This is a genomic window from Pseudomonas sp. B15(2017), from assembly GCF_002113215.1.
GTDB lineage: Bacteria > Pseudomonadota > Gammaproteobacteria > Pseudomonadales > Pseudomonadaceae > Aquipseudomonas.
The window spans coordinates 116,398-136,355 of the sequence record NZ_NEJZ01000004.1 but is presented as its reverse complement, the minus strand read 5'-3'; the positions used below and the strand labels follow the sequence as shown (position 1 = coordinate 136,355).

Annotated in this window: 14 protein-coding genes; 4 read left to right on the top strand and 10 right to left on the bottom strand. The window is 62.4% G+C overall.

Annotated features, from left to right (window positions below):
- The first annotated feature begins 107 nt into the window (after nucleotides 1-107).
- Nucleotides 108-2,636, top strand: coding sequence for a sulfite reductase flavoprotein subunit alpha (locus CAF73_RS08360; RefSeq protein ID WP_085702446.1), 2,529 nt, complete (start codon nucleotides 108-110; stop codon nucleotides 2,634-2,636).
- 59 nt (nucleotides 2,637-2,695) lie between these two features.
- Here the strand turns inward: CAF73_RS08360 and CAF73_RS08355 are convergent, their stop codons facing one another.
- Genes CAF73_RS08355 through ptsP form a run of 4 tightly spaced genes read right to left on the bottom strand, consistent with a single transcriptional unit; the run spans nucleotide 2,696 to nucleotide 9,844 of the window.
- On the bottom strand, nucleotides 2,696-4,237 hold the full coding sequence (locus CAF73_RS08355) for an alkaline phosphatase (protein WP_085702445.1): 1,542 nt from the start codon (nucleotides 4,235-4,237) through the stop codon (nucleotides 2,696-2,698).
- A gap of 59 nt (nucleotides 4,238-4,296) precedes the next feature.
- On the bottom strand, nucleotides 4,297-6,030 hold the full coding sequence (locus CAF73_RS08350) for a PTS fructose-like transporter subunit IIB (protein ID WP_085698407.1): 1,734 nt from the start codon (nucleotides 6,028-6,030) through the stop codon (nucleotides 4,297-4,299).
- 11 nt (nucleotides 6,031-6,041) lie between these two features.
- Nucleotides 6,042-6,983 carry a 1-phosphofructokinase gene (pfkB, locus tag CAF73_RS08345; RefSeq protein ID WP_085702444.1) on the bottom strand — a complete coding sequence of 314 codons (942 nt, stop codon included), beginning with the start codon at nucleotides 6,981-6,983 and terminating at the stop codon, nucleotides 6,042-6,044.
- Nucleotides 6,983-9,844 carry a phosphoenolpyruvate--protein phosphotransferase gene (gene ptsP, locus CAF73_RS08340; RefSeq protein ID WP_085702443.1) on the bottom strand — a complete coding sequence of 954 codons (2,862 nt, stop codon included), beginning with the start codon at nucleotides 9,842-9,844 and terminating at the stop codon, nucleotides 6,983-6,985. Before ptsP ends, pfkB begins: the two co-directional genes overlap by 1 nt.
- Nucleotides 9,845-10,150: 306 nt before the next feature.
- Here ptsP and cra point away from each other — a divergent pair, with 306 nt between their 5' ends.
- Nucleotides 10,151-11,146, top strand: a complete 996-nt coding sequence (gene cra / locus CAF73_RS08335) for a catabolite repressor/activator (protein WP_085702442.1) — start codon at nucleotides 10,151-10,153, stop codon at nucleotides 11,144-11,146.
- A 3-nt stretch (nucleotides 11,147-11,149) separates the two neighbouring features.
- A complete protein-coding gene (locus CAF73_RS08330) occupies nucleotides 11,150-11,926 on the top strand; it encodes a TatD family hydrolase (protein WP_085702441.1) in 777 nt (258 codons plus the stop codon).
- Here CAF73_RS08330 and CAF73_RS08325 read toward each other — a convergent pair whose 3' ends face one another.
- From CAF73_RS08325 to CAF73_RS08305, 5 genes are all read right to left on the bottom strand, one after another.
- A complete protein-coding gene (locus tag CAF73_RS08325; RefSeq protein WP_085698402.1) occupies nucleotides 11,927-12,316 on the bottom strand; it encodes a hypothetical protein in 390 nt (129 codons plus the stop codon).
- A 153-nt stretch (nucleotides 12,317-12,469) separates the two neighbouring features.
- Nucleotides 12,470-14,500, bottom strand: a complete 2,031-nt coding sequence (locus tag CAF73_RS08320; RefSeq protein WP_085702440.1) for a methyl-accepting chemotaxis protein — start codon at nucleotides 14,498-14,500, stop codon at nucleotides 12,470-12,472.
- A 157-nt stretch (nucleotides 14,501-14,657) separates the two neighbouring features.
- Entirely contained in the window at nucleotides 14,658-15,491 is an 834-nt protein-coding gene (gene ampE, locus CAF73_RS08315) for a regulatory signaling modulator protein AmpE (protein ID WP_085698400.1), read from the bottom strand.
- Entirely contained in the window at nucleotides 15,488-16,048 is a 561-nt protein-coding gene (gene ampD / locus CAF73_RS08310; RefSeq protein ID WP_085698399.1) for a 1,6-anhydro-N-acetylmuramyl-L-alanine amidase AmpD, read from the bottom strand. The genes ampE and ampD overlap by 4 nt, the downstream gene beginning before the upstream one ends.
- Before the next feature lie 64 nt (nucleotides 16,049-16,112).
- Nucleotides 16,113-18,302 (bottom strand): DUF1631 domain-containing protein, encoded by a 2,190-nt coding sequence (locus tag CAF73_RS08305; RefSeq protein ID WP_085702439.1) that lies wholly within the window; start codon nucleotides 18,300-18,302, stop codon nucleotides 16,113-16,115.
- Nucleotides 18,303-18,556: 254 nt separating this feature from the next.
- Between CAF73_RS08305 and nadC the strand changes: the two genes are divergently transcribed.
- On the top strand, nucleotides 18,557-19,405 hold the full coding sequence (gene nadC, locus CAF73_RS08300) for a carboxylating nicotinate-nucleotide diphosphorylase (RefSeq protein WP_011332412.1): 849 nt from the start codon (nucleotides 18,557-18,559) through the stop codon (nucleotides 19,403-19,405).
- 51 nt (nucleotides 19,406-19,456) lie between these two features.
- Here the strand turns inward: nadC and CAF73_RS08295 are convergent, their stop codons facing one another.
- Entirely contained in the window at nucleotides 19,457-19,756 is a 300-nt protein-coding gene (locus CAF73_RS08295) for a DUF6388 family protein (protein WP_085702530.1), read from the bottom strand.
- Nucleotides 19,757-19,958 lie beyond the last annotated feature (202 nt).

The window sequence follows — 19,958 nt, the reverse complement described above, 5'->3', positions numbered from 1 at the left end:
TTCATTCATTTGAGCGGGGCTTTTGTGCGTAATAAAGAACGTTTCTCGATAAGCCACGGCATAATGCGCGCCGTGAACACCATTTCCGAACGGACAAGGCAAGCGACGTGTTGAAGAAAACCCTGTTCCAGTTGCACTGGTTTTTTGGCATCACTGCCGGGCTGGTGCTGGCCCTGATGGGCATCACCGGCGCTGCCTATTCGTTTCAGGACGAAATACTCAAAGCCCTCAACCCCTCCGTGTTGCAGGTGGAGAAACAGGTCGCCGGCGTCCTGCCGCCCGCCGATCTGGTGGCGCGGATCGAAGCGGCCTCGGGCAAGAAAGTCTCGATGCTCTCCGTCGAGACCGAAAGCGGCAGCGCCGGCCGCGTCTGGTTCACCCCGCCCAAAGGTGAGCGCCGTGGCGAGATGCGCTACTTCGATCCCTACACCGCCGAGTTCAAGGGCAACGTCACGGGTCAGGATTTCTTCGGTCTGATGCTGCAACTGCACCGGTTCCTCGCCATGGGCGATACGGGCCGCAACATCACCGGCGCCTGCACCCTGCTGCTGCTGTTTTTCTGCCTGTCCGGCCTGTACCTGCGCTGGCCGCGCCAGTGGAACAGCTGGCGCGTCTGGCTGACCCTCGACTGGAAGAAAAAGGGCCGCAGCTTCAATTGGGATCTGCATTCGGTGTTCGGCACCTGGTGCATGCTGGTTTACCTGCTGCTGGCACTGACCGGACTGTCCTGGTCCTACGAGTGGTACAACAAAGGCCTGACCAGGTTGCTTTCCGACGCGCCGCAAAACGAGCGCGTGCGCGGCGGTCGCGGCCCGGCCCCCGAAGGGCCGGCGCCGACTGCCGATTACGCCGCCATGTGGATCAGCATCTACAGCGCCGCAGGTCCAGGCCTCGCCTCCTACAACATCCGTATGCCGCCCGTGGCCGGCCAACCGGCGACCGTGTTCTATCTGCTCGACAGCTCGCCCCATGACCGCGCGCTGAACCAGATCACCCTCGACCCGGCCACCGGCGTCGTCAAACGTGTGGATCGCTACGCCGACAAGAGTTTCAAGGCGCAATTGCTGACCAGCATTTACGCGCTGCATGTCGGCAGCTATTTCGGCCTGGTCGGGCGGATCATCGTGACCGTCGCGGCGGTATTGATGCCGCTGTTCTTCATCACCGGATGGTTGTTGTACCTCGATCGTAGGCGCAAGAAAAAGCAGATCAAGGATGCCCGCAAAGGCCTCGACCAACCGGCCGGCGATACACCGGCGTGGCTGATCGGCTTTGCCAGCCAGAGCGGTTTTGCCGAGCAACTCGCCTGGCAGACCGCCGGCCAGTTGCAGGCGGCCGGATTGCCGGTGAAGGTGCAGCCGCTGGCCAATGTCAGCGAGCAGGATTTGCGCGAATCGAACAACGCGCTGTTTGTGGTCAGCACCTTCGGCGATGGCGAAGCGCCGGACAGCGCTCGCGGTTTCGAGCGCAAGGTATTGAAAAACGCCTCGACCCTCGACAGCCTCAACTACGCCGTACTCGGCCTCGGCGACCGTCAGTATCAGCACTTCTGCGGTTTCGCCCGGCGCCTGCATCAATGGCTGGGCGAGCACGGCGGCAAGACCTTGTTCGCCCCGGTGGAAGTCGACAGCGGTGATCCTTACGCGCTGCGTCACTGGCAGACACAGCTGGGCCAAATCACCGGACAAGCGCCGGTCGACACCTGGCAGGCGCCTAGCTACGAAAACTGGACGCTGGTACGTCGAGAACTGATGAACCCGGACAGCAGCGGCGCCCCCGTCTTCCTGCTCGGCTTGACCGCACCGACCTCCCGCAGCTGGCTGGCCGGCGATCTGGTGGAAGTGCTGCCGCGCAACTGCCCGTGGGCCATCGAGCACTTTCTCGACGGTCTCGGCATCCGTGGTGAAACCAGCGTCAAAGTCAACGGCCTGGAAGAGTCGCTGGAGGTCGCCCTCGCCACCCGCCAACTGCCCGAGCACCGCGCCCATCTGGTGGGCCTGCATGCTCAGGCACTGGTCGATGCAATGGTGCCGCTGGCCATGCGCGAATACTCGATCGCCTCGATTGCCGCCGACGGCGTGCTGGAGCTGATCGTGCGTCAGGAACAGCATGCCGACGGTCGTCTCGGCATCGGTTCCGGCTGGCTGACCGAGCATGCTCCGGTCGGCGGCAGCATCAGTCTGCGCGTGCGCCGCAACAGCGGTTTCCATCTGCCGAACGCTGCGGTGCCGATGATTCTGCTGGGCAACGGCACCGGCCTCGCCGGTTTGCGCAGCCTGCTCAAGGCGCGGATTGCCGACGGCCAGCAGCGCCACTGGCTGCTGTTTGGCGAGCGCAATCGCGAGCACGATTTCCTCTGCCGTGCGGAGCTGGAAGAGTGGTTGATCAACGGCGATCTGGAACGCCTCGATCTGGCGTTCTCGCGGGATCAGGCCGAGAAGATTTACGTGCAGGATCGCCTGCGCGAATCGGCCGGCGAGTTGAAGAAATGGCTGGCGGACGGTGCAGTGATCTACATCTGCGGCAGCCTGCAAGGCATGGCGTCAGGCGTGGATCAGGTGCTCAATGAAGTGCTGGGCGCCGAAGAGGTCGAACACCTGATCGAACAGGGTCGCTATCGCCGCGACGTTTACTGACCACACACAGTAACTGTGGGAGCGAGCTTGCTCGCTCCCACAAATTGTTTGCGGTGAACTCAAGTCGGTTGCAGTTTTTGCTCAAACACCGCAACCCCCTCCAGATCCCGCAACACCACGCTCATCTCCCCGCTCTGCCCCTCGATGTTCACCTCACCGAAAAACTGAAACCCGGCAAACGGCGAGGCGTTCTGTACCGCCGGCGCCTTCTCGAACACCACTTGCGGGCCAAAGGTCTTGTCCAGCGGATTGGGCCCGAAACTGCCGGCGTTCAAGGGCCCCGCGACAAACTCCCAGAACGGTTCAAAATCCTGGAACGCCGCGCGATCCGGATGGTAGTGATGGGCCGCGCAGTAATGCACGTCCGCTGTCAGGAACACGAAATTGCGTACTTGTTGCGCGCGCAAAAAGCCCAGCAGCTCGGCGATTTCCAGCTCACGCCCCTGCGCCGGACCGGGGTCGCCGTTGGCCACCGCTTCCCAGCGCGCAACACCGGGGCTGACCTCGCCATCCGGCACGCCAAGACCGATCGGCATGTCAGCGGCGATGACTTTCCACTGAGCCTTCGAGGCCTTCAATCCGCGTTTGAGCCAGTTCAGTTGCTCGCGCCCGAGGAACGGTTTTTCCGGCCCGAGATTGTCATCGTTGGCGCCGCGATAGCTGCGCATGTCGAGCACGAAGACATCGAGCATCGGCCCATAACTCAACTTGCGATAAATCCGCCCGCCACCATCCGCTGCCTGACGGCGCATCGGCGAATATTCGAGCCAGGCCTGACGCGCACGGCCGACCAGGGTGTGGATATCCTTTTCCTGATAGCGCTCGTCGAGTTGTTTGCCCGGCGACCAGTTGTTGACCACTTCATGGTCGTCCCACTGCCAGATCTGCGGCACTTCGGCGTTGAAGCGACGGACGTTTTCATCCATCAGGTTGTAGCGGTAATTGCCGCGATAGTCATCGAGGGTCTGGGCGACTTTGCTCTTGGCTTCGGTGGTGAGGTTGCGCCAGATCCGGCCACCCTCGGTGGTCAGTTGCGCCGGCACCGGGCCGTCGGCGTATATGGTGTCGCCGCTGTGGATAAAGAAGTCCGGCAGGCGCAGGCGCATCGCTTCATAAATGCGCATGCCGCCAATATCGGGGTTGATGCCGAACCCCTGGCCGACGGTGTCACCGCTCCAGACGAAACGGAGATTGCGCCGCGCTGTCGGCGCACTGCGCAAATGGCCGAGCCACGGTTCGCTGGTGACGCCGGTGCGGGCATCCTTGAAATACACGCGGTAGAAAATCGCCTGATCGGCGGGCAAGCCCGAGAGTTCGACGCGGGCGGTGAAATCGCTACGGGCATCGGCCAGCGCCGAGACGACACGGCGCGGGTGGCGGAACTGGCTGCGGGTGTCCCACTCCACCACCATCTGCGCCGGGCGGTCGGCGCGGCTCCAGATCATCGCGCGGTCGCCCTGCAAGTCGCCGGATTGCACGCCGTCAGTGAGTTGCGGTCGATCCTTGACCGACGCGATGACTGCCGGCGCCAGCCCCGGCATCAGCAGTCCGGCGCCGACGGCTTGCATCACGCGCCGGCGACCGGGATTGAAATCGCTCATGGTGTTCTCCCTGAAAAAAGGAAAACTTAAGCACCGCTAGATGAAAGGGGTGTGACACCTCAGGCCTTCGCGGGCTCCAGCGCAAGTTCCACAGCCTCCGGCCGCTTGACCAGCGCATACACCACCGCCGTCAGCAGACTGCCCGCGACAATCGCCAGCAGGTACAGCAGCGCATGGTTGATCGCATTCGGAATCGCCAGCACGAACAGTCCACCGTGGGGCGCCATCAGCTTGCAGCCGAAGTACATCGACAGCGCACCGGTCAGCGCACCGCCGGCAATGCTTGCCGGAATCACCCGCAACGGGTCTTTCGCGGCAAACGGAATCGCCCCTTCGGAAATGAAGCACAACCCGAGCACCAGCGCCGCTTTACCGGCCTCGCGTTCAGTCTGGGCGAACTTGCGTCGGGCGATGAACGTGGCGATGCCCAGACCGATCGGCGGCACCATGCCGGCGGCCATGGTCGCGGCCATCGGTGCATAACTCTGCGAGGCCAGCAGCCCCACCGAGAACGCGTAAGCAGCCTTGTTGATCGGCCCGCCGAGGTCGACGCACATCATGCCGCCCAGCAACACACCGAGCAGGATCGCGTTGGTGGTGCCCATGCTGTCGAGGAAATGCGTCAGCGCCGCGAGCATCCCGGCCACCGGTTTGCCGACCACGTAAATCATCACCAGCCCGGTGAACAGGCTGGCGAACAACGGGATGATCAGAATCGGTTTCAGCGCTTCCAGACTTTGCGGCAACGCCACATAGCGACTGATCGCCTTGGCCGCGTAGCCCGCGATAAACCCGGCAGCGATCCCGCCGATGAAACCGGCGCCCAGGGTGCTCGCCAGCAAACCGCCGATCATCCCCGGCGCGAGTCCGGGACGGTCGGCAATCGACCAGGCGATGTAACCGGCCAGCAGCGGCACCATCAATTTGAACGCGGTCTCGCCACCGATCTGCATCAGCGCCGCCGCCAGCGTGCCTTCTTCCTTGAAGGCGGTGATGCCGAACACGAACGACAAAGCGATCATCAGACCGCCTGCCACCACCATCGGCAGCATGAACGACACGCCGGTCAGCAGGTGTTTGTAGACGCCACTTTTCTCCTGTTTGGCCGGCGCTTTGCCGTCGCTCGCAGCACTTTCCTGCTTGCCTTCGGCCAACGCTTTTTTCAGCGTGGCTTCGGACTGCTTCAACGCAATCCCGGTGCCGCAGCGGTAGATTTTCTTGCCGGCGAAACGCTCGGTGGCGACCTCGATGTCCGCCGCCAGCAGCACCACGTCAGCCTCGGCAATCGCCGCTGCGCTCAGCGGGTTTCGCGCGCCGACCGAGCCCTGGGTTTCGACTTGCAGGTCGTAGCCCAGACGCTTGGCGGCTTGCTGCAAGGCTTCGGCGGCCATGAAGGTGTGGGCGACGCCGGTCGGGCATGCAGTGACAGCGACCAGGCGCGGCGCTTGGGCGCTGGCAACCACGGGCGGCGTTTCGGCAGCGACGTAAACCTCGGCCTCGACGGCGCCGCGCCGCAGCACGCCTTCGACATCCTGCAGGGCTTGCGCCGGCGCGATCCGAAAGACTTTCTTGCCGATGAACCGGGTCATGTCCACAGGTCCGGTGGCCACCAGCAACACCCACTCGGCGGCCTCGATGGTGGCCGCCGACAACTCACGTTCCGGGTGCGCCGCATCCACCACTTCGACGCTGGTGCTCCAGCCCTGACGCTGGGCCGCGGCATCCAGCAACCGGGCGCACAGCACACTGGTGACCATGCCGTTCGGGCAGGCCGTGACAATGGCTAATTTCATGACAAACCCTCTTATTGTTCTGTCAGGGGGCGCACGCGCACGCCCTGTTCGAGCTGCGTCAGTTGCGCAGCATCGTGAATACCGAAACCGATCTGGGTCACCGCCTGCGCCGCAATGGCGGTGGCCGTGCGCAGGGTTTGTTCCGGCGTGTCGGCGCTGAGCAGACCGTGAAGCATGCCCGCCAGCAACGAATCACCGGCACCGACCGTGCTGGCGACGCTGACCTTCGGCGGCGTCGCATGCAGCGCCGAGCCGACACTGAACCAGTTCACACCTTCGGCGCCGTGGGAAATCACCACATGCTCGATACCCTGAGCATGCAGCCGATTGGCTGCCTCGGCCTGAGACGCGCGGGACACCACCTCACAGCCCAGCGCATCGGCCAGCTCTTCGGTATTCGGTTTGATCAGCCACGGACCGGCCTTGAGCGCCTCGCGCAAAGCTTCGCCGCTGGTGTCCAGGGCGACTTTCAGGCCCAACGCCTTCAAGCGCTCCACCAGTTCGCGCAACCACTGCGCACTGACGCCGCGCGGCAGACTACCGGCCACCACCACCGCGTCATGCCCCGGCGCGATCTGCACCAGACGATCCAGCAATGCCTGTTGCGCCACCACGCCGACCACCGGGCCCGGGCCGTTGATGTCAGTGATGCGGCCGTCCTGTTCCGCGACCTTGATGTTGCTGCGGGTCTCGCCGGGCACCCGGATAAACGCATCGGTGAAACCGCGCCTGGCGAACAGGTTTTCGAATGCTTGCAGATTGTCCTCGCCGAGAAAGCCGCTGACCGTCAGTTGATGACCGAGGTCGGCCAGCACTTGCGCGACGTTGACGCCCTTGCCGGCGGCGTGGGTGTGCATCGCGTCGCTGCGGTTGACCTGACCGGCCTCAAGGCTTGGCAACTGCACCGTGAGGTCCAGCGCCGGGTTGAGGGTCAGGGTAAGAATCTTGGCCATTACAGGGCCTCCACTAATGCGCGCACTTCGTTGGCGCTGCCCACGGCCAGGGCTTGTTGAGCAAGAGTTTGTGCCTGGGTCAGGCTGAGTTCGCGGATGCGTGCCTTGACCTCGGCGATGCTGCGCCCGGAGACGCTCAGTTCATCCACACCGAGGCCGACCAGCACCGGTACCGCCAGCGGATCCGCCGCCAGCTCGCCGCACACACCGACCCATTTGCCATGGGCATGGGCCGCGCGCACGGTGATGTCGATCAGTTGCAGTACCGCCGGATGCAGACCGTCAGCCTGGGCGGACAGGGTCGGATGACCACGGTCGATTGCCAGCGTGTACTGGGTCAGGTCGTTGGTGCCGACGCTGAAGAAGTCGACTTCTTTGGCCAGCACCGGCGCCAGCAACGCGGCGGACGGCACTTCGATCATGATTCCGAGTTGCAGGTCGGCAACCGGAATTTCCAGACGCAGGCGTTCGGTCATGTCGCGGGCCTGGCGCCACTCTTCGACGCTGCCGACCATCGGGAACATGATCCGCAACGGACGGTTGTCTGCCGAACGCAGCAAGGCGCGCAACTGCGCTTCCATGATCTGCGGACGCTGCAAGGTCAGGCGAATCCCGCGCACGCCGAGGAACGGGTTTTCTTCCTTGGCGATCGGCCAGTACGGCAGCGGTTTGTCGCCGCCGACATCGAGGGTGCGCACCACCAGCGGCCGACCGGCAAGGCCATCGAGGACGCGGCGGTATTCGGCTTCCTGAGTCGCCTCGTCCGGCGCCTGTGGATGAGCCATGAAAATCAGCTCGGTGCGCAGCAGGCCGATGCCTTCGGCGCCTTGCTCCACCGCGCTGATCACACCGGCGCTTTCGCCGATGTTGGCGAACACTTCAACGGCGTGACCGTCGCTGGTGTGCGCCGGTTGGTGGCGTTGTTCGGCGGCGGCTTTCAGGCGTTGTTCGCGGGTGTCGCGTTCTTCGCTGGCGCGTTGCAGGGTCACGGCATCCGCATCGACGTGCAGGCGACCGCGCTGGCCGTCGAGCAGCAACGGCGTGCCCGGCTTCAGCAGCAACACTGCAGCACCCGCGCCGACCAGCGCCGGAATGCCCAGCGCGCGAGCCACGATGGCGCTGTGAGCGGTGGCGCCACCACGGGCGGTGAGAATCCCCGCGACCCGCGCCGGATCCAGACGCGCCACGTCGGACGGGCCGACCTCATCCATCACCAGAATGTACGGTTGCTCCGGCTCGGCGGGCGTCTGCACGCCACACAGTTGCGCCAGCACCCGACGACCGATGTCGCGCAGGTCGGCGGCGCGTTCGGCGAGCAACGCGTCCTGCAACGCTTCCTGTTGTTTAGCGGCAGCTTCGATCACAGCCATCCAGGCTGCTTCGGCGCTTTCGCCCTGCTTGAGGCGGGTGTCGACTTCGTCGGTGAGTTCCGGGTCGTCGAGCATTTCCTGGTGGGTGATGAAAATCTCGCGGATCGCCTTGGCCTTGCTGCGTTCGATCAGGCCCTGAATGTCCTGGCGCACGTCGACCAGCGCATGCTTTAGACGCTCGCGTTCGATAGCGGCGGACTCGCCGCGCAAGGGGTAATCGATGGTTTGCTGGACCTGAATGTGCGCCGGGCCGATGGCGATGCCGGGGGCAGCGGGGATCGCTTGCAGCAGGCTGCCGGAGGCCGGGGCGCTCAGGACTTCTGCAATGTCCGTAATCACTTCGCGCTGTTGACTGACTGCAGGCAACGGTTCGACTTCTTCACCGAGGCCTTCTTCAATAGCGCTCAGCAAGGCCGGCAGCGCATCGGCAGCGATGCTCGGTTCGGCAATGATTTCCAGTACCTGACCGCGACGGGCGCCGAGGCTCAGCAGTTTGCTCAGGCTCTTCACCGACACGGCGCTGTCCCGACCGTCGACAATGCGCACACGGATTTCACCGTCAAAACTTTTCGCCAGTTGCGCGAGGATTTTCGCCGGTCGCGCGTGCAGGCCATGGGCGTTGGCCAGCGCAATTCGCGCGCTCGGCCAGTCGGCCGGCAACTCACCACCAAGCACTTCGAGGACTTTGCGGCTGCTGGTGGCGCGGCCCAGTTCATGGCCGCGACCTTCGATCAGCAACGCGCACAAACGCTCAAGCAACGCCTGATGCGCTTCACCCAGGCTGGCCAGACAGAACAGCCCGCTGAGGGGCTGGCCGAGGTAGCGCATCGGTTTGTCCGGCGTGACGAAGGCCAGGCCCGGACGCTTCACGGTCTGCTCGCTGTGCAGCCACCACAGGCCATCGCCCAGCGGCAGCGCTTCAACTTGCTGCAACACACCGGCGAAACCGTTGCTCACGCAATCGGCCTGGCGCAGCAGACGCGCCCCGCGCCAGACCAGTTCTTCGAAATCGTCGGCGGAGACCCCGAGGCCGATCATCTGCGCATCCAGCGCCAGCTCTTGCGGCGCACCTTGCAGCAGTTTCAGCAGTGCTTTCGGCGAACTCGCACGACGCAGGGCCTGACCAAGATCGGTCTCGCCGAGGGCGCGGGTCAGCAATTGCAGCAGGCGCAGGTGTTCGTCGGATTTGGCGGCGATGCCGATGGCCAGATAAACGATCTGGCCGTCGCCCCAATCCACGCCGTCGGGAAACTGCATCAGGCGTACGCCGGTGGCGAACACCTGATCGCGGGTTTCGGGCGTGCCGTGGGGGATCGCAATGCCTTGGCCGAGGAAGGTCGAGCCCTGAGCCTCCCGGGCCTGCAGCCCGGCAAGGTATCCGTCGGCAACAAGTCCATCGGCGACCAGATGACTGGCCAGCAATTGCAAAGCGGCGGGTTTATCCACAGCCGACTGGCCCATGGATATCTGCTCTACAGTGAGCTCGAGCATGCGATCTCCTTTTTGGCACTGTTCAATGCCAGGTATTGTTTTGAATGGTTGCAGCTTAGGCGCTGTAGGCCATCCTTTTCAGGAGGCAGTTTTGGCGGTTTCACGGCAGAACCGGCCAAAGGCGTCTAAAACGTAGAAAATACGCTTGCTGAAACGTTTAATCTAGATTGATCGGCACGTTACTCGATAATGTCCCATCCTTGAAGTCCAACTTGTCGGATGCGCTGCGACAATAGTCGCCTGCCTGAATCGGGTAGGATTGGCGAAAATGTCGCGGCAAGCTCGAAAAAACAAGGAAATCCCGGGTTGAAACTCAGTGATATCGCGCGGTTGGCCGGAGTGTCCGTGACCACCGCCAGCTACGTCATCAACGGCAAGGCCGAACAGCAACGCATCAGCAACGCCACCGTCGAGCGCGTGCGGGCGGTGGTCGATCTGCACGGCTTTACCCCCAATCCACAGGCGGCCGGGCTGCGCAGTCGGCACACCCGGACCCTGGGTTTTATCCTGCCGGATCTGGAAAACCCCAGTTACGCGCGGATCGCCAAACTGCTGGAGCAAGGCGCCCGGGCTCGCGGCTATCAATTGTTGATCGCCAGCTCCGACGATGCGCCGGACAGCGAGCGGCAACTGCTGCAACTGTTCCGCGCCCGGCGCTGCGATGCGTTGATCGTCGCCAGTTGCCTGCCGGCCGGTGACGACAGTTATCGCCAGTTGCAGGCCAAGGGTTTGCCGATCATTGCCATTGACCGGGTGATGGATGCCGAACACTTCTGCTCGGTGGTCAGCGATGACCGCGAAGCCAGCCTGCACCTGACCGAAAGCCTGCTCGACCCGCAGCCGAAACAGATCGTGCTGTTGGGTGCCCGTCCGGAACTGAGCATCAGCCAGGAACGTGCGGCCGGGTTCAAGCAAGCCTTGGCCGGGTTCAAGGGCGAAGTGCTGGTCGAGCACGCCGAGTCTTTCAGCCGCGAGTGCGGCAAGCAGTTGATGGAAGAACTCCTGCAACGCCTCGGGCATTTGCCGGATGCGCTGGTGACCACCTCCTACGTTCTGCTGCAAGGCGTGTTCGACGCGCTGCACGACTTCCCGCTCAAATCCCGCCCGCTGCGCCTGGGCACGTTTGGCGACACCCAGTTGCTGGACTTCCTGCCGCTGCCGGTCAACGCCATGGCCCAGCAGCACCAGTTGATCGCCGACAAGGCACTGGAACTGGCACTGGCGGCGGTCGAGCAATCGGATTACCAGCCCGGCGTGCAGGCCATCGCCCGTACCTTCAAGCAGCGTATTAACCGGGACTGAGCCGTGGAGCTGATCGACAGCCACACCCATCTGGACTTCCCCGACTTCGACGCCGACCGCGCGGCGCTGCTGAACGAAAGCCGCGCCCTCGGGGTGCGGCGAATGGTGGTGCTCGGGGTTTACGAGGGGAATTGGCAGCGGGTGTGGGACCTGGTGCAAAGCGATGCCGATCTGTACGCGGCGTTCGGATTGCACCCGGTCTATCTCGATCAGCACCGGCCTGAAGATTTGCTGGCACTGGGCGACTGGCTGACTCGGCTAAAAGGTCATCGGCAGCTGTGCGCAGTCGGCGAAATCGGCCTGGATTATTTCATCGAAACCCTCGACCGCGAACGCCAGCAGGCGTTGTTCGAGGCACAGTTGCAACTGGCGGCGGATTTCGAACTGCCGGCATTGATCCACGTACGGCGCAGCCATGCGGCAGTGATTGCCACGCTCAAGCGCTTCAAGCTCAAGCGCGCCGGGATCATCCACGCCTTCGCCGGCAGTCGTGAAGAGGCGCGGGAATACATCAAGCTCGGTTTCAAACTCGGCCTCGGCGGTGCACCGACCTGGCCGCAGGCATTGCGCATGCACCGGGTGCTGGCCGACTTGCCGCTGGACTCGGTGGTGCTGGAAACCGACTCCCCGGACATGGCGCCTGCCATGTACCCCGGCATTCGCAATACGCCGGCGCACCTGCCGGCAATCTGCGACTCACTGGCCGCATTGATGAACACCAGTGCGCCACAACTCGCCGCCGCCAGTACCGCCAACAGCTGCGACGTGTTCGGCTGGTAGTCAGTCGGCGTGGGCCTTGGCCGCGTCGAGAATCAGGGTCAGGTGCTGACGCCGCCGGGCGTAACGAATCACCGCGAAGTACACGAAAATCGTGATCAGCGACGCGTTCAACTGCTCGGTGACGCTGAGCAGCCCTACCCATTCCATCACCAGGGCCACCAGCAGCGCGGTGCACACGGTCACGAGCGCACTGGCGCGCAGCAGGCCAAGTGAATCGAGCGAACGCAAGCGTTTGATCTGCTTCGGGCAGCGCAGCTCCAGGTTTTTCTGGCAATGCGCACAGGTGAATGGTTCGTGGATGGATATGGCATTCAGTTGCCAGGGTTTGAGCACCAGCGTGGTCTGGCAGTGGGCGCAGCGGCCCTGGACGCCCAGGGTTGCGACAGACATGTGCATCTCCTCCAAGTGGTCAAAGAACAGAGCTTGGTTCATTGAAGACGAAAAACCAGCGCCCGGAGGAAAACAGGATTTGTCTTACCGATGTAAGCAAACAAGTACTACAAGCCATTCCGAAAAAACCTGCCTCAGAGGAGGCAGGTCGATTCAAACCCGGAACGCGCTGATCAATTGCTTCAACTCGACCACCTGCGCCGACAACGCACGGCTGGCATCTTCAGTCTGATGCGCGCCTTCTGCGGTGCGCTCGCCGGCACGGTTGATCTCGACGATGTTCTGGTCAATGTCATGGGCCACGGCGGTCTGCTGCTCGACGGCGGCGGCGATCTGCTGGTTCTGGTCGACGATCATGCCGACAGCGCCGAGGATGTTTTCCAGCGCCTGCTGGACTTTTTCCGACTGCCCCACCGTGCCGTTGGCCATCTGATGGCTGACGCCCATGGCCTTCACCGCCGCGCCGACGCCGCCATGGAGTTTGGCGATCATCTGCTCGATTTCTTCGGTCGATTGCTGAGTGCGTTTGGCCAGCGTGCGGACTTCGTCAGCGACCACGGCAAAACCGCGCCCCTGCTCACCGGCCCGCGCAGCCTCGATCGCGGCGTTGAGCGCCAGCAGGTTGGTCTGTTCGGCGATGCTCTTGATCACTTCCAGAACGCGACTGATCGACTGGCTGTCGCTGGCCAACTGGTTGATCACCAGCACCGACTGATCGATTTCGCTCGCCAGTGCCGCGATGCTGCCTTGCTGCGACTCCACCAAGCCGCGACCACTGATGGTTTCGTCGTTTACGCTGTGGGCGCTGCTGACCGCTGCCGCGGCACTGCGTGCCACCTCCAGCGATGTCGCCGACATCTGGTTCATTGCGGTAGCCACTTGCTCGATTTGCGTACGTTGCCCGGCGACCGCCTGATTGCTTTGCGCCGAAACATTTTCCACTTGCCCCGCCTGTCGCTCGACCTCGCCAACGGTGTGGCCGACCCGTTCGATCAGGTCATGGATTTTGCGCACCGTACCGTTGAACACCTCGCCCAACTCGCCGAGTTCATCGCGGCTGTTGGCGCGGAAATTCACCGTCATGTCGCCCGCCGCCACTTTGTCCATCATGGCACCGAGGTTTTTCAGGGTGGCGCGGGTGGAGGCGTAGAAGCCGCCGTAGAGATAGAAAATCAGCACGAACACCACCGACAACGCCACGGCTTGCAGCACCATGTGCGTGCGGTTTTGCCCCAGGCGCTGCTGCAATTGGGTGTCGAGGAATTTCAGGGTGGCGTCGTTGAGCTGATAGGTCTGGTCCATCAGCCCGGTGACCTGGTCATAAAACCCCTGCCACGGGGCGTCGAGCGTTTCGGCCATCACCACTTGCTCTTCGATCAGTGTGCCGGCCTGTTTCAGCGACGCCTTGCTGGCATCGGCCGGCGCGCTCAGAGAATCTCGGGCGGCTTTGCTCGAACCCAGCGCGTCCTGCAATTTCAGACCGTACTCGGCCTGCAGTTTTTCGATCTGCACCAGCAGCTCGTCGAAGCGGGTGCTCGACGAGCTGTTGAGAAAGCCCTGGCCCAAGGAATATGAGCCCATCGCCCGACCTTCGCCCAAGGCCTGGGTAACGGCCGGCGTGATCGCGGTGACCAGCTCGCTGAGCTGGCGAATGTCGCTCTGGTTGTCACGGCTCAAACCGGCCTGACTGGCCACGATCTGGCTGAAAATCTGCGCATTGCCCAGCAATTTGCCGATCAGCGCACTTTTGCTTTGCAGGGAGTTTTCCGCTTGCTGGTTCTTGAACGCAGCGATCATTTCATCGCGCTTGGTCTCGAAGAACTTGATCTGCTCCGGATCCTCGGTCATGGGCGTCAACCCTTGCAGGCGTGCCAGGACGTTTTGCTCAAGACTGGTGACCTGCGCCTCGACATTACCGGCCTTGCCGGACTGGCCGAGGGTGACGTTGATCTGCACCAGATTGTTGAGGGTTTCCAGATCCCGACGCAGCGTCAGGCTGCTGCCCAGCAGGTCGAGGCTCTGCAGCTCAACCCGGGTGCCCTGGAATTCGCGATAGGAATCGCGCACCAGATAGAAGTTGGTCACCAGCATTGGCACCAGGAACAGCACGCTGATCAGGCTGAACTTCATGCCGAAGCTCAAGCGGTTCATCAGCGAGACGGCGGGATAGAGCAAGCTCTTCACTGGAAGTCTCCCTTGGTTTTTCTTGTTTTTATTGGCAGGCGCGGGGCGACAGCAGATAGCCACTATCGGGCGCTATCTCTGTATAGCTCAAATCGAAGGGAGGTTTTGTAACTTAAGGTTAACGAGGGGGATTGCCCCCCCTCGTCGCAGTAACGGCTTACGCGAGTACCGTCCACAGAGCAAAGCAGGCATACCACAGCACCGCGGCCCGCAGCAGCAGTTCCCACAGACAGTCGAGGGTGTTGATGCCTTCGGGGCCGACGGCGGCCGGCGGAATTTCCCCGGCAACCAGCCCGACCTTGTTGATGAGCTGGGCGGCGCTGATGTTCCAGTTCAGCAATTCGTGCAGCATCACCCGGCTGACCGCGACGAAATTGCCGACCAGAGCAAGACTCGCCGCCAACAGGCGCACCGGCACCCAGTCGAAGGCGTGACGCAGTTGCCCGGCCCGTTCGGCTACCGCCGGGTTTAGGGCGTTTTCTTCCGCCAGCGCCAGCAAGCGATAGCTCAGTGCCGCGACCGGACCGAGCAGGAAGTACCAGAAAATCACCGCGAAGAAACTCTGATAGGCCTGCCACAACAGATGCTGTTGCACTTGCTCCAGCAATTGTTCGCCGCTTTCGGCGCAGATGTTCAGATCACGCTTGGCCACATGGGCGGCGGCCTGCAGATCCTCACGACGCCAGGCGTCGCGAAACGGCCCCAGTTCGCCGAGCAGATCTCCGCGCCCCAGGCTGTAAATCACCACCAGCAAATGCACCGGCAAGGCCAGCAGACCGTAGGCCACCGGGTCCAGCACCACCAGCAGCAACCCCAGCAGCGCCACCGGCAACAGCACCAGGACGGTCAGCACCAGCCACGGCTGTCTGGCCAGCCCGCCGCTTTCAAGCTTGTGCAGTTCGCGGATCCATCCGCCATCGCGTTGAACCCGTTGGCGCAGGGCCGAGAACTTCTCGATCCAGACCGCCAGCAGTAACACCAGAAAACTCATTGTCCTTCCTCTTGTGCCAGGGCGGCGCGGTAGCGTGCCCAGTCGAATGCGGGTCCGGGGTCGGTCTTGCGTCCGGGGGCGATGTCGCTGTGCCCGCAGATGCGCTCGACAGTAATCGCCGGGAACGCCGCCTGTATCTGCCGGGTCAGCACGGTCAACGCCTGGTACTGCGCATCGGTGAACGGCAGATCATCGGTACCTTCCAGCTCGATGCCCAGTGAAAAATCGTTACAGGTTTCGCGTCCTTCGAACACCGAAACACCGGCATGCCAGGCACGCTCAAGACAGGAGACAAACTGGGTGACCTTGCCGTCACGTTCGATCAGAAAATGCGCAGATACACGCAGGTCGGCGATCCCGGCAAAGTAGGGATGTTCCGTGACATCCAGACGATTCTGGAAAAATTCCTGCACCTTGCCGGTGGCGAACTGCGCCGGTGGCAGGCTGATGTTGTGGATGACCAACAGGGAGACTTCGCCCGCCGGGCGTTCATTGAAGTTGGGCGAAGGGCAGACCTGCACCCCGTGACACCACCCGCTTGCGGGATCCAACTGCATACCGATTCCTTCAACGCCGACTGTGTTGGCGACCAGTATGCCGTGATCGGGCCCCGGCGCGCGATCACTTGCCGCGATTGAGCCGCCGCAGATTGCCGAGCACCGATTCCAGCGCCCGGTCGAACAGCAAGGTGTCATCCAGCGCCCGCACCGCGCCGCGACGAAACGCCAGGGCCAGTTCCGTGCGATCGCGCTCCAGCACTTTCATCCCGGTACGGTCCACAAACACGTATTTGCCGGTGGCTTCGATGATCGCCGCCAGTTTGCAGCGCAGGGTGTGTTCTTCATCTTCCTCGAACGCCACCCAACTGCCCAGGCGCAGCTGATCGACCTGGCGCAAACCTGCATCGTCTGCCGGCAAACGCGCCGGCGTGCGTGGCTGCAGGCCGTCGTCGGCCATCTGCAAGACAATCGTCTGCGATACTTCGATCATTTCCGGCAGTGTGGTCTGATCCGGTTCGCTGGACGGATCGAGCAGGCGTACATGCAGCGCTTCCAGTTCGCTGAAAAAGCCGCTGGTGGCAAACGGATCGAAGGCCGAAGTGCTCAGGCCGTCGCGCAATGACTTGAGCAACCCCGGCACCAGCGCCAGCAGGCGCAGACCCGCTTTGGCGTCGTCGTGGCGCTGCACGCTCCAGATCAATTGCTCCATGGTCTGCACGTCGGCGTGCCATTCGGCGGACTGATCGCCGTGCTTGAGGCAGGTCAGCAGCAACACTTTGCTCCAGGCGTCCTGCACGAATGTCACCACCGACGGTGGCAAGACTTTGCCCAGCAACGCCTGATTCAGCGCCTGCTCGACCCGCCGGCGGGCCAGTTCGGTTTTCGCCCGGCCCTCTTCGGCATCGCGTAAACGCTGTTCAAGCAGTTCGCTGCGACGGCGTTCGTCACTGGTGAACGCGAGGAAGTCTGCCAGCAACTCGGAAAAAATCGCCGGGTCATCGACAAAATCCGTCAGCAGGCGCTGCACCACTTGTTCGATGCGCAGGTACAGGCTGTCGCGCGCATTACCGTCGCACTCCCCCCAGCCCATCGCCGCTTCGGCGATTTCATTGAGCAAGCGGCGGGCCGGGTGGCTGCTGCGGCTGAAGAAGCTTTTGTCGATCACCGCGACCTTCAACATCGGGATCTGCAACCGCGCGATCAACGCCTTGAGCGAATCCGGCAGATTGCGATCATCGAGGATGCAGTCGAAGACCATGGCCACCAGATTGATCACGTCTTCGTCAGCCCCGCCGACAATTCGTGATTTGCCGCTGCGCACGCTAACCCGGGTCAGCAACTGTTCGAGCTGATGGCGCAGATCGAAATCGTCCTGCACCGCCAGCGCCGGCACGTATTGCTGCAAGTGCGAGAGCAGGCGCAGCAGGTCCCGAGTGGAAATCGGCTGGGCGGGAGCGCTGGGTTCCAGGGTCGGCGCAACCGTGCCGCGCACGTGCAGCAGCAACTCCTGCAACGCGGTGAAGACCTCCTGCACGCCCGCATCGGCCTGGGTTTTGTCGATGCCTTCGAATTCGCTCCGCACGCTGGCCACAGCCTGATCGATGGCGCGACGGGCCGGTGCCGGTTTGAGCTCGGGCAACACGCCCGTGGCGCTCAGCAGTTGGTTGGCTTCGGCGTAAAGTTGATCTGTGTCGGCCAGCACATAGCGCTCGAACAGTTTGAGCAGGATCAGTTTGACCTTGATCTCCACCCCCAGATTGCGCCCGGCTTGCAGGAAGTATTCGCAAAGCATCGCCGGACCCAGAGGGTTGTATTGGTCGTCCAGAGTCTTGCCCAACAGCGCATTGAATCGCGCAGTCAGTTGGTCGAGGGCGAAACCGTCGCGATTCAGTACGCGGCCGACCATGGTCTCCACCGCGACTTTACGCTCCATGTCATCGGTGCGCAGGGTGGTTTCCTCATGCTGCAAGGCGTGAGAAAGGACGGTAGGCGCGGGATCGAATTGAGTGAGGCCGATAAAGGCTTCGAAGAACTGCTCGAGAAAACCGCGCTCGATGTGCTTGCGCTTGAGGCGCAGGTCACGCATGGCCTCGAAAAAGATGTTCTGTTCGACGTCATTACGTGCCCGGTCGGCCATTTCGAACAGGGTGTCGTCGGCGTTATCGAACAACTCCTGCAAACCGTTGCGCAGGCGCTGGGCAGCCTTGTCACGAACCTGAAGCAGAATCACAGGCAGGCGGGCGAGCGGCGAGTGAGTCGCCTGATCGGTAGTGGCCTTGTGCAGAGGCACTACATTCCCGTCGTTGTGCATCCAAGCCTCCTGAAACGGTGATTCGCCGACGTCAAAGTCATGGCGTCAAATGCAAGGCGGATTATCTTGCAAAAGATGTCCCCGGCGCCAGAGCCGTCAGGGTTTCCCCTATACGCCGACACCTTGCAGTGACCACGCCGAAATCCGGTTTGCTCAACAAAATCGACCGGATGCAGCGCTGCGTCGCCGTTCTCGCCTTGGGTTGGCCGACGCCATGCCCCTATAATCGGGCCACTTAGTTTGTGGAGCCCGTTATGCCGAATCTACGTCTCGCCGATTTGACCGCCGAAATCGAAGCCAACGTGCGCCGTGCGTTGCTCGAAGACATCGGCAGCGGCGACATCACCGCGCAACTGATCCCGGCCGAACGCCTGGCCAAAGCCACTATCATCACCCGCGACGCCGCCGTCATCAGTGGCACGGCCTGGGTCGATGCAGTGTTCCGCCAGCTCGATCCCCGGGTGGCGGTGCATTGGCAGGTGCGCGATGGGGAACGGGTTTCGCCAAATCAGCCGCTGTTTCATCTGGAAGGCCCTGCACGCTCGCTGCTGACCGGTGAGCGCAGCGCGCTGAACTTCCTGCAATTGCTGTCGGGCGTGGCGACCCGCGCGCAGTACCTGGCGGACTTCGTCGCCGAGACGTCAGTGAAACTGCTCGACACGCGCAAGACCCTGCCGGGCCTGCGTCTGGCGCAGAAATACGCGGTCACCTGCGGTGGCTGCCACAACCACCGCATCGGCCTCTACGATGCGTTCCTGATCAAGGAAAACCACATCGCCGCCAGCGGTGGCATCCCGCAGGCCATTGCCGCCGCGCACAAGATTGCACCGGGCAAACCGGTGGAAATCGAAGTGGAAAGTCTGGAGGAACTGAAAGAAGCGCTGGCCGCCGGTGCCGACATCATCATGCTCGACGAATTGAGCCTCGATGACATGCGCGAAGCCGTGCGCCTGAACGCTGGCAAGGCAAAACTGGAAGCCAGTGGCGGCATCAACGAAAGCACGTTGCTGCCGATCGCACAGACCGGGGTGGATTACATCTCGATCGGCGCGATGACCAAGGATGTGAAGGCCGTGGACCTGTCGATGCGCCTGAGCATCTGAGGCAGTCGGGCAATAAAAAACGCCAGCCGTTTCGAGGCTGGCGTTTTTGTTTCAGACCACCAGATTGTTCATCTCGCAGTACTCTTCCCAATCGACACCCAATACTTCGGCCGCCTCCTTGTGCAGTTCCAGGCGCTTGGCATCGAACTCCTCAGGCGTACTGGTGTACTTGAGGGTCAACTCCCAAGGCTGCAGACCCTGGGCTTCGGCTTCGTCTTCGAACGCCCACTGGATCTGGTCCTTCTGTTCATCGGGACTCAGGTCCTTGATCTCTTCCTTCAGATCCGGAACATCCAGGATGTATTTTCTAAGCGCTTCTTCGTGACGTTGCTCTTGAGTTAATTCGGTCATGGCGTTCTCGCTGATCATGGGAATGGAGGATGGATCTGGATCATCAAGGATCTCTCTGACGCGGACTGTCCGGCCTTCGGAACCATTCGGGATCATCTGAAAACTGCTGGGCGATGCTCATGCAGGCACCGAATATAGGACGTTTGCATGACGAATTACACGGCTCTTTACATCTCTCCCACAAAAAGTTGACCTGTGGAAC

Excerpts from the sequence above, each read along its gene's own strand:
- CAF73_RS08355 (WP_085702445.1), bottom strand. The coding sequence starts at position 4,237 with ATGAGCGATTTCAATCCCGGTCGCCGGCGCGTGATGCAAGCCGTCGGC.
- CAF73_RS08350 (WP_085698407.1), bottom strand. The coding sequence starts at position 6,030 with ATGAAATTAGCCATTGTCACGGCCTGCCCGAACGGCATGGTCACCAGT.
- pfkB (WP_085702444.1), bottom strand. The coding sequence starts at position 6,983 with ATGGCCAAGATTCTTACCCTGACCCTCAACCCGGCGCTGGACCTCACG.
- ptsP (WP_085702443.1), bottom strand. The coding sequence starts at position 9,844 with ATGCTCGAGCTCACTGTAGAGCAGATATCCATGGGCCAGTCGGCTGTG.
- CAF73_RS08325 (WP_085698402.1), bottom strand. The coding sequence starts at position 12,316 with ATGTCTGTCGCAACCCTGGGCGTCCAGGGCCGCTGCGCCCACTGCCAG.
- ampE (WP_085698400.1), bottom strand. The coding sequence starts at position 15,491 with ATGAGTTTTCTGGTGTTACTGCTGGCGGTCTGGATCGAGAAGTTCTCG.
- ampD (WP_085698399.1), bottom strand. The coding sequence starts at position 16,048 with ATGCAGTTGGATCCCGCAAGCGGGTGGTGTCACGGGGTGCAGGTCTGC.
- CAF73_RS08305 (WP_085702439.1), bottom strand. The coding sequence starts at position 18,302 with ATGCACAACGACGGGAATGTAGTGCCTCTGCACAAGGCCACTACCGAT.
- nadC (WP_011332412.1), top strand. The coding sequence starts at position 18,557 with ATGCCGAATCTACGTCTCGCCGATTTGACCGCCGAAATCGAAGCCAAC.
- CAF73_RS08295 (WP_085702530.1), bottom strand. The coding sequence starts at position 19,756 with ATGACCGAATTAACTCAAGAGCAACGTCACGAAGAAGCGCTTAGAAAA.